The organism is Pseudomonas protegens CHA0 (assembly GCF_000397205.1).
In the GTDB taxonomy this organism is placed as follows: Bacteria; Pseudomonadota; Gammaproteobacteria; order Pseudomonadales; family Pseudomonadaceae; genus Aquipseudomonas; species Aquipseudomonas protegens.
The window spans coordinates 5,835,001-5,849,090 of record NC_021237.1; the positions used below are offsets into that span (position 1 = coordinate 5,835,001).

The window sequence follows — 14,090 nt, forward strand, 5'->3', positions numbered from 1 at the left end:
GCCCGGCCACCCCGTGAGTTTTTGCAAAGGAGTCATGCCCAAGGTGATCAACAACAGCACCAGCGTGCCCAACCCCAGACGATCAACCAGCACCTTGCCCGGGTCCGGTCCCAAGACCGAAGCCCAAGCCTCATACAGCCAATACAGCGGCCAGATAGCCGCAGCGATGAAGACGCCGATACGCCAGAACGAATAACGCATCAATAGTTCTTCCGCAGATCCATGCCGCTATATAAAGAAGCGACTTCATCCGAGTAACCGTTGAACATCTGGGTTTCCCGCACATTGGGACTGAACAGACTGCTGGGTAGGCGCCGCTCCCGGGCCTGGGTCCAGCGAGGATGATCAACCGTTGGATTCACATTCGCGTAAAAACCATATTCGTTGGCCGCAATGCTCTGCCAGGTAGTCTTGGGCTGCTCGCTGACCAGGCTGATGCGCACAATCGACTTCACACTTTTGAAGCCATATTTCCAAGGCACTACAAGGCGCAGCGGCGCACCATTCTGGTTAGGCAGTTCACGCCCGTACATCCCCACCGCAAGAATCGCCAATGGATTCATTGCCTCATCAAGACGCAATCCCTCGACATAGGGCCAGTCGATCAAGGCAAAGCCGGAGCGCTGGCCCGGCATACTCTTGGGATCCTGCAACGTTTCAAACCGAATGAACTTGGCGTTGCTGGTGGGCTCCACCTGCTTGAGCAAGGCTGAGATTGGAAAACCTATCCAGGGAATCACCATCGACCAGGCCTCGACACAACGCAGTCGATAAATACGCTCCTCCAGCGAGTAAGGCTTCATGAAATCCTCCAGGGCGTAGCGGCCTGGCTTAGCCACCTCACCATCCACGACCACACTCCACGGCTGAGTCTTGAGCGCGCCCGCGTTGGCCGCGGGGTCCCCCTTGTCAGTGCCGAATTCGTAGAAGTTGTTGTAGTGAGTCGCGTCCTTGAAAGGCGTGATCGCCTCATCCCTGACGGTTACTGCTTGCCACTGAGTGGTCGACAGCTTGTCGGAGAACCACGCGGGAGTCTGGCCCGGCTCAACATCGGCATAACGCGACGCGTCCTGTGCTGCTGCCCATCGCGGCAAGCTGGCAAACGCCATGCCCGCAACCGCACCACTCAGCAGGCTGCGTCGAGAGAGGTAAAGAGATTCGGGCGTAACCTCAGACTCATTGCAGTCGGACGACTTGGGGAATTTGAATAACATGGCAACTCCGCAGTATTGGAGGACAGATGTACCAATAGACTGCGGAGTATGGGGGAAATTACATCACTCGACGCTTTTGCGACGACGCAGGTGCAACAGGTACTGGATAGGGCCCGACGCCGCATAGGCGAGGAACACCAAAAGCAGAATGCGCGGCGGATCACTGAACACCACCGCAAACACCAGCACCACCGCCAGGATCGCCACAAAAGGTACGCGCCCTTTCAGGTCCAGGTCCTTGAAGCTGTTGTACTTGATGTTACTGACCATCAGCATGCCTGCGGCGGCCACCATCAACGCCACCAGGAACGACATCTTCGACCCCTGGATCCCGTAGTCGCTGAATGCCCAGACGATACCAGCCACCACACCCGCCGCTGCCGGGCTGGCAAGCCCGATGAAATAACGCTTGTCGGCAGTACCGACTTGAGTATTGAAACGCGCCAGACGCAAGGCCGCGCCTGCCACATAGATGAAGGCGACCATCCAGCCGACCTTGCCCATGTCACCCAGAGCCCAGCCAAAGGCCAACAACGCCGGCGCTACGCCGAATGCAACCATATCGGACAGCGAGTCGTATTCACCGCCAAAAGCACTCTGTGTGTTGGTCATGCGGGCAACACGCCCATCCAGGCCATCGAGCACCATGGCCACGAAAATGGCGATCGCGGCGAAGGCAAAGTACTTGCTCGCCCCGGCCGCATCTCCGGCGCTCATTGCACTCTGGGCGCTCATGGAGCTAATGATGGAATAGAACCCCGCGAACAGGTTCGCAGTGGTGAACAGATTCGGCAGAAGATAGATACCACGATGCCGGACTTTACGGCCTTCAGCGTCATGCCCTTCTTCGACATGCTCATCGATCGGTAGCAGGCTTTCGGCGTCAGAGGCCTGGTTTGGCTCTTCGGGACGTTCGCTCATGGACATTACCTTGCAACGGTGTGAAAAGTTTCGACAGATACCCAGGGCCGCGATTCGGCCACAAAGGATCCAGCTTTATACCAGAACCTATCCATGCAAACGAAAAAACGCGGCCTAGGCCGCGTTTTCCCTGACAAGACTCGAACTTAGTTCTTGGCTTTGTCGACGATTTTGTTGGCACCGATCCAAGGCATCATCGAGCGCAGTTGCTCGCCGATGATTTCGATACCGTGAGCGGCGTTGTTACGACGCTTGGCGGTCATCGATGGGTAGCCGGTAGCGCCTTCGCTGATGAACATCTTCGCGTATTCGCCGTCCTGGATGCGCTTCAGAGCATTGCGCATGGCCTGACGGGATTCGGCGTTGATGACCTCTGGGCCAGTCACGTACTCGCCGTATTCAGCGTTGTTGGAGATCGAGTAGTTCATGTTGGCGATACCGCCTTCGTACATGAGGTCAACGATCAGCTTCAGTTCGTGCAGGCACTCGAAGTAGGCCATTTCTGGAGCGTAGCCAGCTTCAACCAGGGTTTCGAAACCGGCTTTGACCAGCTCGACGGTACCGCCACACAGAACAGCCTGCTCACCGAACAGGTCGGTTTCAGTCTCGTCCTTGAAGGTGGTTTCGATGATGCCGGTACGGCCGCCGCCCACGCCTGCGGCGTAGGACAGGGCAACGTTCTTGGCGTTGCCGGAAGCGTCCTGGTAGATCGCGATCAAGTCAGGAATACCACCGCCCTTGACGAACTCGGAACGTACGGTGTGGCCTGGAGCCTTCGGCGCGATCATGATCACGTCGAGGTCGGCACGAGGCACAACCTGGTTGTAGTGGATCGCGAAGCCGTGGGAGAAGGCCAGAGTAGCGCCCTTCTTGATGTTCGGCTCGATTTCGTTCTTGTACAGCTGGGACTGGAACTCGTCCGGGGTCAGGATCATGACCAGGTCGGCACCGGCAACGGCTGCAGCAACGTCGGTCACTTTCAGGCCGTGGGCTTCAGCCTTGGCAACGGTAGCCGAGCCTTTACGCAGGCCGACAGTCACATCAACGCCGGAATCCTTCAGGTTGCATGCTTGAGCGTGGCCCTGGGAACCGTAGCCGATGATGGCAACTTTCTTACCCTGGATGATCGACAGGTCGCAGTCTTTATCGTAGAAAACTTTCATGAATTTCCCCTATATCAGGCCGTCCGGCCATTCGCTAATTTGAGTTAGATGCTCAGTACTTTGTCGCCACGGGCAATCCCGGTGACACCACTGCGTACGGTTTCCAGAATCGATGCGGTGCCGATCGATTGAATGAAGCTGTCGAGCTTGTCGCTGGTACCGGTCAGTTGAACGGTATACACGCTGGCGCTGACATCAACGATCTGCCCACGGTAAATATCGGTAGTGCGCTTGACCTCGGCGCGCTGGGCGCCAGTGGCCTTGATCTTGACCAGCATCAGTTCACGCTCGATGTGCGCGCTTTCCGACAGGTCTACCAGCTTCACCACCTCAACCAGCTTGTTCAGGTTCTTGGTGATCTGCTCGATGATCTCGTCATGGCCAACGGTGGTCAGGGTCAGACGCGACAGTGTCGGGTCTTCAGTCGGCGCCACCGTCAGGCTTTCGATGTTGTAGTTGCGTTGCGAGAACAGACCTACAACACGAGACAGAGCACCCGGTTCGTTTTCCAGAAGCAAGGAAATAATGTGCCGCATGATTAAGTACGCTCCGTCTTGCTCAGCCACATATCGCGCATGGAGCCGTCTTTGATCTGCATCGGATAGACGTGCTCGCTGGTGTCGACCTGGATATCGAGGAACACCAGGCGATCCTTCATGGCGAACGCTTCTTCCATCTTCGGCTTCAGATCCTTCAGATCCGTGATACGCATGCCCACGTGACCATAAGCTTCGACCAGCTTGACGAAGTCTGGCAGCGATTCCATGTAGGAGTGCGAATGACGGCTGCCGTAGCTCATGTCCTGCCACTGGCGCACCATCCCCAGCACACCATTGTTCAGATTGATGATCTTGACCGGCAGATCGTACTGCAGACAGGTCGACAGCTCCTGAATGTTCATCTGGATACTGCCTTCACCGGTGACGCAGGCGACATCATTATCCGGAAAGCTCAATTTCACGCCCATGGCCGCCGGGAAACCGAAGCCCATGGTGCCCAGGCCACCGGAGTTGATCCAGCGGTTGGGCTTGTTGAACCGGTAGTACTGCGCCGCGAACATCTGGTGCTGCCCCACGTCGGAGGTCACATAGGCATCGCCCTTGGTGACTTCGCACAGGGTTTCGATCACGGTCTGTGGCTTGATGATGCTGCCGTCGCCCTTGTCGTAAGGGAACAGGCCGCGATCGCCACGCCACTCTTCGATCTGCTTCCACCAACTGGCGACCGTCTCCTTGTTCGGGGTATCGCCGATTTCCTTGAGTGCCGCGACCATTTCGGTCAGGACGCTCTCCACTGGACCAACGATAGGCACATCGGCCTTGATGGTCTTGGAGATGGAAGCCGGGTCGATATCGACATGGATGATCTTGGCATTCGGGCAGAACTTCGGTGCACCGTTGATCACCCGGTCATCGAAGCGCGCGCCCACGGCCAGGATCACGTCGGCATGGTGCATGGTCAGGTTGGCGGTGTAGCTGCCGTGCATGCCGAGCATGCCCACGAACTGCCGGTCGGTGCCCGGATAGGCGCCCAGGCCCATCAAGGTATTGGTCACTGGCAGATTGAGCATCTTGGCCAGTTCGGTCAGCGGTGCGGAACCGCCGCCGAGAATCACGCCGCCACCTGCATAAAGCACAGGGCGCTTGGCCGCCAGGAGCATTTCTGCCGCCTTGCGGATTTGCCCGGAGTGACCGCGAACAGCTGGGCTGTAGGAGCGCAACTTGGCTTTCTTGGGGAAAACGTATTCGAACTTTTCAGCCGGGTTGGTCATGTCCTTGGGGATATCGACCACCACCGGACCAGGACGACCGGATTGCGCCAGGTAGAAGGCTTTCTTCATGACTTCCGGGATTTCCGAAGCGTGCTTGATCATGAAGCTGTGCTTCACGATCGGCCGGGAGATACCGATCATGTCGGTTTCCTGGAACGCGTCGGTGCCCACCATGGTGCTGGGCACCTGGCCGGAAATGATCACCATGGGAATCGAGTCCATATAGGCGGTGGCAATACCGGTAATGGCATTGGTCGCGCCCGGGCCGGAGGTCACCAGTACCACGCCGGCTTTACCGGTGGCACGGGCATAGCCGTCAGCCATATGGGTCGCCGCTTGTTCGTGACGAACCAGGATGTGGGTCACTTCCGGTTCTTTGAACAGGGCATCGTAAACATGAAGGAGAGCACCACCCGGGTACCCGTAGATATATTTGACGCCTTCGTCACGCAAAAAGCGGACGAGCATCTCACCGCCAGATAAAAGCTCCACGTTGTTCACCTCTAAAACGCCAGAATACCGCCCTCAAAAGGGAGCGGGTCTTAATAGGTTTACTTCTCAGCAGAGCATGAGCGACGGTGGTCGCCGACTACGTCAGCACTGACTGAGCAAGTATTGGGAGCGCCCCAAAGTGTTGCGGGGTTTTCCCACCCAGCGCGAGGTAACGCGTTGCGGGTGTAGCACTTCGGCGCGGATGTGCGCCTCATGATCTGCTGAGTGGGTCTGCTTCTGGCAGTCCCTCTACAGCGGACTTTGGATTCTTCTGTTTCGTCCTCTTCAAGTCAAGTCGTCTATGTGGTTAATTCGAACTAAGCGCATGAGAACGCAAGAAAAAACCCAAAAACGACTGCTGTCTGCGCTTCAATTGCGCAATCTTCGGCAAGCAACTCAGAAATGCGAACCCGGACTTTGGGCGAAACCCCATTGCCAGAGAGCCGAGAGGAACGTCATGCACTACAACAACAGCAATGCACGGACAGACATGAACCCTCCGAAGTTGTCACCTCGAGAGAGCGAGACTGAAGTGGGCAGTATGGAGGGAGGCGACTGCCAGGCATACCTGGCAGTCGTGTTTCAGCGAGTAGCAACGATGAGCTGATCAAACTCTTTGAGCAGAACTCGCAACTGCTGGTCGCGCCCCTGCATCGGACGAGTGGAGAACACCATCTCGGCCATTTCCTGAATACCTGACGCATTGGGCAGCGGCAAATCCTGCTCCAGAATCATCTTCATGCGGGGCAGAAAGATCCACTGCAGCCATTGCTCGAACTCCAGAGTATCCACGGCAAAGGGCTGAGTGCTGGCCAGTGCCTCGGCGCTGGGCACAGCGTCGTCCCACAGGCCCTGCACACGCAACTCACGCTCGATCAGCAGCAACTGTTCGGCGATCCTGGGAAAGCGCCCATCCATCACAGCGAAACCCGAGCTTTCTGGCGCGCCTGCGCTGCACCTGCGGCATCACCCTGTTTCTCACGCGCCTGGGCAATCAGCTCCCACAGGCTTGCCTGGAGATCAGGGCGGCCGTTGGCAAAGCTCAGGCCACGGCGAGCGAACTGCTCGGCCTGGGGCGCATCCCCCTGGGCCATGCGTACCTGAGCCAGGCGATACAGCACCTGCGGCTCGCGTGGCGCAACACGCTGCGCTCGCTCGAGGCTGGAGGAAGCACCGTTCAAGTCACCACTGGACTGCTGCTGTTGCGCAGTGGTCAGCAACGCCAGCACCGGGCCATCCAGTTGCTCATCGGCCGACAGACCACCGGCCCGGGCCGAAGGGATGCCACTGGGCGTAGAGGGCATGTTGTAAGTGCCCTGGCTGATCGGCGCCGACTGATAACCGGAGCCGTCCACCGGCCCCGGGGTAATAGGCCCTGAAGTGACCGGCCCCGGAGTAATGGGCGAACTGCTGATCGGCGCCGAGGCCGTAGCGCCGCCGCCCGGAACCATTACCACTACGCCGGAATCTTCCGGAATCGCCTGTGCCTGAGCCTGCGCCGGGCGCTTGATGGTCGTCTGGCGAAAGCCTCCGGAGGCGGAAATCCGCTCGCTGTTGGACACGGCAGTGCCGGAATCCACGACGGGAATAGAGCCGCGCTGCACACTGGCGCAACCGTTGAGCAACGCCAGAGCTGTAATAGCTGGAATCCACCACTTGTTCACGTCAAACCCTCATCGCTTAGTTCATCCAGCCCTTGACCCAATCCATCACCGAATCGCCGCCTGCCGGGTTTTCTCCCCCACAGGAAGCACCGGGAGGCGGTTCGCTGCCGCGAATATACGGCATCTGCACAGCCCCAGGACAGTTGGCATCGGAGCCCTGCCCGGTACGCGAATCGACCCAGGCCTGAACCACGTTGTCCGGCTGCGGCATATCCAGCGGCAGCGGGTCGGCCTTGCGCATGAAACTGGTCCACACCTGCAAGGCACCGGTAGCACCGGTAAACGGCGTCTTGCCGTTATCGTCGCGGCCCAGCCAGACCACGGCTAGCAGGTCCTGGCTGAAACCGGCGAACCAGCTGTCACGGGAATCGTTACTGGTACCGGTCTTGCCCGCCAACGCTAGAGTCTTGGGCAACACGTTGTACACCGAGCTGCCGGTGCCCTCGCGCATCACCCGTTGCATCGCGCTTTGAATCAGATAGATCGAACCGGCATCAAAACGCTGCTGAATCTGGAACGGATAGCGCTTGAGCGGCTCGCCTTCCGCTGTCAACACGCTGCGAATCCCGCGCATCGGCGTATTGAAACCGCCATTGGCCAGCGTCTGGTACATGGTCGCCACTTCCATCGGGCTCATGCCCCCTGCCCCCAGCAGCATCGATGGGAAGGCTGGAAACTCGCGGGTCACCCCCAGGCGACCAAGGGTCTTCAGGACATTGGGCACACCCACTTCCAGACCGAGCCGTGCGGTAGACAAGTTGTAGGAGTGAGCCAGGCCCTGGTAGAGGAACACCGTACCGTGGGAGCGCCGGTCATAGTTCTGCGGCTTCCACACCTGGCCGTCTGCACCTTTTACCGAGAACGCCTCATCCGACAGCCAACTGGTCAGGGTGTACTGGCTGGGCTTTTCCAGGGCGGTCAGGTAGACCGCAGGCTTGATCAGCGAGCCGATCGGACGCACCGCATCCAAGGCCCGGTTGAAACCGGCAAAGCTGGCCTGACGACTGCCAATCATGGCCTGGACCTCACCGGTTTCCGGGTTGGTCACCACCATCGCCGCCTCGACGTCTTCCGAGCCCTTGCGCCCGGCCAGGCGCTTGAAGGTGTCGTTGACCGAGGCTTCGGCCTTCATCTGCAGGATCGGATCGAAACTGGTGAAGATCCGCAGGCCTTCTTCAGTCAAGTCTTCATCACGGTAGTCTTCGCGCAACTGACGCTTGACCAGGTCGAGGAAACCGGGGAAGGAACTGTCCGCCAGGCTGCCGCGCTTGGTTACGCCCAGCGGCATCTTCTTCGCCGCCTCCACCTGTTCCGGGGTAGCCACGCCCTGCTGTGCCAGCAGATCGAGCACCAGGTTACGCCGCTCCAGAGCACGTTCCGGGTAGCGCCGCGGGTTGTAATAGGAAGGCCCTTTGACCATCCCGACCAACAGCGCCACCTGGTGCAACTTGAGTTCGGACAGGGGCTGGCTGAAGAAGAACTGGCTGGCCAGACCGAAACCGTGCACCGCACGCTGACCGTCCTGGCCGACGAAGACCTCGTTGAGGTAGGCCTCGAGAATCTCGCGCTTGTCGTAATGCAGCTCCAGCAACAACGCCATCATCGCTTCATTGAGCTTGCGCGACAGGCTGCGCTCGTTGGTCAGGAAGAAGTTTTTCACCAACTGCTGGGTCAGGGTACTGCCGCCCTGGCGCATCTGGCCGGACGAGGTGTTGACCCAGATCGCACGGGCAATCGACTTGGGCGACACCCCGTGGTGTGAATAGAAGTCGCGGTCTTCCACCGCTACCAGAGTTTCCAGCAGATATGGCGGAACCTGATCGATCTTGATCAGGATCCGGTCTTCGAGGTTCTTCGGGTACAGGCCACCGATCAGCAATGGCTCCAGGCGCACCACCGCGAGCTTGGCCCCCTTGCTGCCGGACAGTTCCGCCACGTAATCGCCGGAGAAGCGCACGCGCACCGGCTGAGCCTGCTCCAGCCCTTCGTAGAACTGGAAGCCGCGGGTGTTCAGGTCCACGGTATTGCCATTGACCGAGGCTGCGCCCGGGCCGTTGGCGACACTTTCACGGCGATAGCCCAGAGCGTCGAGTTCCGTGAGGAAATCATCCTTGCTGAGCTTTTGTCCGACGAACAGCTCAAGCGGGCGGGCGTAGACCTTGGCCGGAATGGTCCAGCGCTTGCCGGAGAATTTTTCCTGGACCACGGCATCGAGGTAAACCGCAAAGCCGGCGAGCACCACAAGACCGACCAGGCTGAGCTTGAGGGCCCAGCCCAGCCAGGGGCGCAGGCCACCAGACGGCGTTTTTTTAGCAGAACGAGGGGATCGGGTACGAGTCATGGCGGCGGATTATACGCACTTTATTCATCCTCAACATGCGCCACCCGAGGTTTGCCTTAGTGCGCTCAGCGGCCATAATGACGCCCTCGATTTTCCCGACTCTGAAGGATCGCCTGTGAGCCAGTCACTGATCGCTGCCCTGCAAAACCCCGCCTTGTTTCCTCATCCCGTAGAAGGGTTTCAGGTCATCGAAACCCACATCTCCTGGGTTTTGCTCACCGGCCCCTTTGCCTATAAGGTGAAGAAGCCGGTCAATTTCGGCTTCCTCGACTTCACCAGCCTGGACGCCCGCGAACACTTCTGCGGCGAAGAGTTGCGCCTGAACCAGCGCCTGACCGAAGACCTGTACCTGGAAGTCCTGCCGATCACCGGTAGCGCCGAAGCCCCGGTGCTGGGCGGCGATGGTCCGGCTATCGAATACGTACTGAAAATGCGTCAGTTCCCGCAAAGCCAGTTGCTCAGCACCTTGCAGGCCAACAGCGAGCTGACCACTGCGCACATCGATGAGATGGCCAGGCAGATCGCCCACTTCCACCTCAACGCGCCCAAGGTTCCAGCTGAGCATGAAGCCGGCACCCCGGAGAGCGTGATGGCTCCGGTGCGTCAGAACTTCGAGCAAATCCGCCCGTTCCTCAGCGACAAGGCCGACCTGCAACAACTTGAAGCCCTGCAAGCCTGGGCCGAAACCAGCTTCGAACGCCTCAAGCCTCTGCTGGCCCAACGCAAGAGCGAAGGTTTCATCCGTGAATGCCATGGCGATATTCACCTGGGCAACGCCACCCTGATCGACGGCAAGGTGGTGATTTTCGACTGCATCGAATTCAACGAACCGTTTCGTTTCACCGACGTCTACGCCGATACCGGCTTCCTTGCCATGGACCTGGAAGACCGCGGCCTGAAGAGCCTGGCGCGACGCTTCATCAGCCAATACCTGGAGCTGACCGGCGACTACCAGGGCCTGGAGCTGCTCAATTTCTACAAGGCCTACCGTGCCCTGGTACGCGCCAAGGTCAGCCTGTTCAGCATGCCTGCCGAAGCCACGCCGGTGCAGCGCGCCACCACCCTGCGCCAGTACCGCAACTACGCCAATCTGGCGGAGAGCTACAGCACCATTCCATCGCGTTTCCTGGCCATCACCTCAGGCATTTCGGCGGTCGGCAAGAGCCGCGTGGCCATGCGCCTGGTAGAGGCACTGGGCGCCATTCGCCTGCGCTCCGACGTAGAGCGCAAGCGCCTGTTCGGCGAGCAACAGGTGCCCAACGACCCACACGCTGGCATCTATAGCAGCGAAGCCAGCAGCGCCACCTACGCGCGCCTGCATGAAATCGCCGAAACCATCCTGCGTGCCGGCTTCCCGGTAGTGATCGACGCGACCTACCTCAAACGTGCCCAGCGCGATGCCGCGGCCAAAGTGGCCGAGGCCACTGGTACGCCCTGCCTGATCATCGACTGCAACGCTCCTGAGGCAGTGGTTGCCAGCTGGCTGGCCCAGCGCCAGGCTGATCAGAACGATCCATCCGACGCCACTCTGGAAGTGATTGCCAACCAGCAAGCCACTCGCGAAGCGCTGACCGACGAAGAGCTGCTGCGCAGCAAGCGCATAGAAACCAACGAAAGCGGCAGCCTGGACGCCCTGGTTGCCAACATTCGCCTACGCCTCCCAGGCCTGTAAACGGTCATTTCAGCCGTGAAGTGGCAAAGACTTCACGGCTGAAAAATAGTGGCACTATACTGGCGTCATAAATCCAACACTGGTGACGTCGCCATGAGCCAACCGAAACTTCTCGACACTCCGCTTTACGCCCTGCTGCATAAAGACGACATCGTCGGCTTCAACCGCGAACGCCCGAAAGATCAACCCATCGACATGCGCGGCGGGGATTTCCGCGGCCTCGACCTGCGGGAACTGAACGCACAAGGCATCGATTTCACTGACGCCTACTTTCGCTCCGCGGATCTGCGGGGGCTGGACTTGAGAAACTCGTCCATGGAAGGCGCCAGCCTCGCCCATGCACAGATTTCCGGCGCCTACTTTCCGGTGGAACTGAGCGCCGACGAGATTCTCATGTCGGTCAATTTCGGCACCCGCCTGCGTTACCGCACTCGCTGACCCCCGCCGCCCGTCTTTGTCCGGCGCTCTGTTTAGCGCCGGACCTGGTCCGCTTTCTCGCCTGCACCCTGCCCTTCGCATGGCCTGCCCCCTCCTCCCTTCGAGCTTCACCGCTGCGCCCTTAGAAGCATTTGCGCCAAACCCGACCAAAGAACAGCGCGTTTTCTACTGAGCGCTACACTCCTCTGAGGCTGCCCACTCACCATTCGGCCATCGCCAGGAGGCTTAATGAATGATGAACTGCAACACCTGAAGAACCTTGGCAAGACATCGGCACAATGGCTGCATGCAGTGGGCATCCATAGCGCTTCCGACTTGCGCCGCCTGGGTGCGGTGGACGCCTACCGGGCCGTGCGGACCCGTGGTTTTCGTGCGTCGAAAGTCTTGCTCTATGCCATTGAGGGCGCCCTGATGGACATGCACTGGAACGACCTTCCCGCCGAACGCAAAGAGGCGTTGAACAAGCAACTGGACGCCATTTCCTCTCGTCACAAAAACTGACTGGCAGAGCCAAATGTATCTAATGGGGGAGCAGCCGGCTTACGCCGACGCCTTGATCAACAGACTGCAGAGCATTCCGCCGCAATTGCTGGACGGGCTTGCGCCCAGCGGCCCGACGTTGGAGCTTGGCCCCATCGCTGAGCTGTCCAGCGTATTGCCCGGCGACCAGTTGTTCCTGCTGGCAAGTGGCGTGATCCAGGCCAGTGTCGAAGAGCGGCCACTGTTCTACCTGCATGAAGGCGACCTGGTGGGGCTGCGGCGCGGCATCGAACTCCCGCAGTGGCAAATGCACTGCGATACGCCGCTGCAACTGATTCCCTATCTGAGGACTGAAGTGTTTCGGCACATCCAGGCCGACGTACAACGCTCGGAACTGCTCGTACAGTATCTGATCGGCCAGACCGCCCTGCTGTCCGATGCCATTGCCCGTCTCAAGCCGCCAGAGTTGCGCAGCAGCAACGGCTTCAAGCGCGTGGAGGCGGGCGAAAGGCTGATTACCCAGGGGGATGAGGCAGATCATGTGTTTGTAATACTCGAAGGCCATGCACAGGCCTTCGTCGACGGGCACAAGGTCGGCGACGTCCCCAAGGACGAGATTTTCGGCGCCATGGCAGTGTTCACCGGAGAAAAACGCAGCGCCAGCGTGATCGCCAGCGAACCCAGCACCATCATGCTGATTCCCAAGGACCAGTTTCTCAGCCTGACCCAGAGCAATCCGCGCATTGCCCACAGCCTGATCGAAAGCATGGCGCGCCGCATCGACCTGCTAAACAAGGAAGTGACCCGGCTCATGACCTTGAACAACCCGAACTGAACCCGGATTCCAAGCAGATCCAAACGGACGTTTGGCAAAATATGCAGAAATCTGAAAAGCCTTGTTGACTTCGAAATGAGAATCGTTATGATTATCACAACTGGTCGCGAGATCAGTCGATAACCTGGAAGACCAGTGGTTCGGACTCTCAGATTATCTCCTCATCAGGCTAATCACGGTTATTTGACCCGGCTCTTGCCGGGTCTTTTTTTTGCCCGCAGAAAAGCCCTCCGATCAGGGCCTCAGTTGCGCGCAATAGTCCTTGGCGGGCTGGGGCGGCGTATACCAGACGTAGTCGGCCGATGCCGCGGCAACCTGTTGCCCCAGCTCCGCCAGAATCAACACCACCACCTCCTGGCTTCGGTCCAGATCGGCAAGATGCAGGGGCACGCCAAGATCCTTGCGACCGTGAAACGCCCCGGCCAGCAACAGGGCCGGAGCCGGAGCCGCCAGCAGCTGTTCAGCCATGCGTCGGTCCCGTTGCTGCTGCACCGCCCGCATTGCCGGCACCTGGCTCTCCGGCAGCAAGCCACAGTGCGATTCGCGGATTTGCCCGGCCAATGCCTCGATCACCGACGATGCGTTGCTCTGTGTGCCGGTCAGGACGGGCGCCCGTGCATAAATGGCACGCACCTCCTGGCGATCCAGATTGGCAGCGAGCAAGGGATAGGGCTGACGCAGGGCAAAACCCACCAGCGGGCCGTAGAGGCTCCAGTCCCAGCCTGATTGCCAGGCCAACCTGCCGGGTAGGTCATCAGGCAAACGCCCCCCATCAAGGGAGCGTTTTACCCCATCGACTTCTGGCTGCTGATCCGGGTTGAGCATTTCCAGCAACAGACTGCCCTGTGGCCGCTCCCGGGCCATGGAGCGCAAGAGCCAGAGTTGCAGGGCATGATGATCGGGATTGTCATGCTGCTCGCCAATGATCACTCGGGGGGCCCGTGCCAGGCGCCCTACCAGTTCGACAGGGGTCAGCGCCTGGGCACTGCGCAGCTCAATGATACTGCCGGGCGCCGAAGCCACCGGCGGCGGCAGGATCCCCGGCATGCTGTGACAGGCGGCCAGCAGCATGGCCAGCAACAACGGCAATACGCGCATC

General features: G+C 59.5%; 14 protein-coding genes (1 of these 14 running past the window's edge). 4 read left to right on the top strand and 10 right to left on the bottom strand.

From position 1 onward, the window contains the following. The 9 genes from msrQ to mrcB all read right to left on the bottom strand — a co-directional run. Positions 1 to 201: the 5' end (the start) of a protein-methionine-sulfoxide reductase heme-binding subunit MsrQ gene (gene msrQ / locus PFLCHA0_RS26035; RefSeq protein ID WP_015637046.1), read on the bottom strand. The gene continues 420 nt to the left of window position 1, outside the view; only the first 201 of its 621 coding nucleotides appear in the window; it begins with the start codon at positions 199 to 201; its stop codon lies beyond the left edge, outside the window. Further along, positions 201 to 1,214, bottom strand: a complete 1,014-nt coding sequence (gene msrP, locus PFLCHA0_RS26040) for a protein-methionine-sulfoxide reductase catalytic subunit MsrP (RefSeq protein ID WP_015637047.1) — start codon at positions 1,212 to 1,214, stop codon at positions 201 to 203. Before msrP ends, msrQ begins: the two co-directional genes overlap by 1 nt. Before the next feature lie 63 nt (positions 1,215 to 1,277). Next, entirely contained in the window at positions 1,278 to 2,135 is an 858-nt protein-coding gene (gene pssA / locus PFLCHA0_RS26045) for a CDP-diacylglycerol--serine O-phosphatidyltransferase (RefSeq protein ID WP_015637048.1), read from the bottom strand. Positions 2,136 to 2,281: 146 nt separating this feature from the next. Further along, positions 2,282 to 3,298, bottom strand: a complete 1,017-nt coding sequence (gene ilvC, locus PFLCHA0_RS26050; protein ID WP_007959661.1) for a ketol-acid reductoisomerase — start codon at positions 3,296 to 3,298, stop codon at positions 2,282 to 2,284. A 44-nt stretch (positions 3,299 to 3,342) separates the two neighbouring features. After that, the gene (gene ilvN, locus PFLCHA0_RS26055; RefSeq protein WP_011063488.1) at positions 3,343 to 3,834 is read right to left on the bottom strand and encodes an acetolactate synthase small subunit; all 492 of its coding nucleotides are present in this window, start codon (positions 3,832 to 3,834) and stop codon (positions 3,343 to 3,345) included. Between the two features lie 2 nt (positions 3,835 to 3,836). Beyond that, complete coding sequence (locus tag PFLCHA0_RS26060; RefSeq protein ID WP_026019946.1) at positions 3,837 to 5,561, bottom strand: acetolactate synthase 3 large subunit; 1,725 nt, start codon at positions 5,559 to 5,561, stop codon at positions 3,837 to 3,839. A gap of 582 nt (positions 5,562 to 6,143) precedes the next feature. Then, complete coding sequence (locus tag PFLCHA0_RS26065; RefSeq protein ID WP_011063490.1) at positions 6,144 to 6,479, bottom strand: YqcC family protein; 336 nt, start codon at positions 6,477 to 6,479, stop codon at positions 6,144 to 6,146. Next, the gene (locus PFLCHA0_RS26070; protein WP_011063491.1) at positions 6,479 to 7,225 is read right to left on the bottom strand and encodes a tetratricopeptide repeat protein; all 747 of its coding nucleotides are present in this window, start codon (positions 7,223 to 7,225) and stop codon (positions 6,479 to 6,481) included. The genes PFLCHA0_RS26065 and PFLCHA0_RS26070 overlap by 1 nt, the downstream gene beginning before the upstream one ends. Positions 7,226 to 7,241: 16 nt before the next feature. Continuing rightward, positions 7,242 to 9,566 carry a penicillin-binding protein 1B gene (mrcB, locus tag PFLCHA0_RS26075; protein ID WP_011063492.1) on the bottom strand — a complete coding sequence of 775 codons (2,325 nt, stop codon included), beginning with the start codon at positions 9,564 to 9,566 and terminating at the stop codon, positions 7,242 to 7,244. A gap of 115 nt (positions 9,567 to 9,681) precedes the next feature. Between mrcB and PFLCHA0_RS26080 the strand changes: the two genes are divergently transcribed. The 4 genes from PFLCHA0_RS26080 (at position 9,682) to PFLCHA0_RS26095 (ending at position 12,991) form a co-directional block, all read left to right on the top strand. After that, on the top strand, positions 9,682 to 11,238 hold the full coding sequence (locus tag PFLCHA0_RS26080; protein ID WP_041752583.1) for a bifunctional aminoglycoside phosphotransferase/ATP-binding protein: 1,557 nt from the start codon (positions 9,682 to 9,684) through the stop codon (positions 11,236 to 11,238). 93 nt (positions 11,239 to 11,331) lie between these two features. Then, positions 11,332 to 11,676, top strand: a complete 345-nt coding sequence (locus PFLCHA0_RS26085) for a pentapeptide repeat-containing protein (RefSeq protein WP_011063494.1) — start codon at positions 11,332 to 11,334, stop codon at positions 11,674 to 11,676. 228 nt (positions 11,677 to 11,904) lie between these two features. Then, positions 11,905 to 12,177, top strand: coding sequence for a TfoX/Sxy family protein (locus tag PFLCHA0_RS26090; protein WP_011063495.1), 273 nt, complete (start codon positions 11,905 to 11,907; stop codon positions 12,175 to 12,177). Positions 12,178 to 12,190: 13 nt separating this feature from the next. Next, entirely contained in the window at positions 12,191 to 12,991 is an 801-nt protein-coding gene (locus tag PFLCHA0_RS26095; RefSeq protein WP_015637051.1) for a Crp/Fnr family transcriptional regulator, read from the top strand. Positions 12,992 to 13,225: 234 nt separating this feature from the next. Here the strand turns inward: PFLCHA0_RS26095 and PFLCHA0_RS26100 are convergent, their stop codons facing one another. Further along, positions 13,226 to 14,089, bottom strand: a complete 864-nt coding sequence (locus tag PFLCHA0_RS26100) for a ChaN family lipoprotein (RefSeq protein WP_015637052.1) — start codon at positions 14,087 to 14,089, stop codon at positions 13,226 to 13,228. Between the last annotated feature and the right edge of the window lies 1 nt (position 14,090).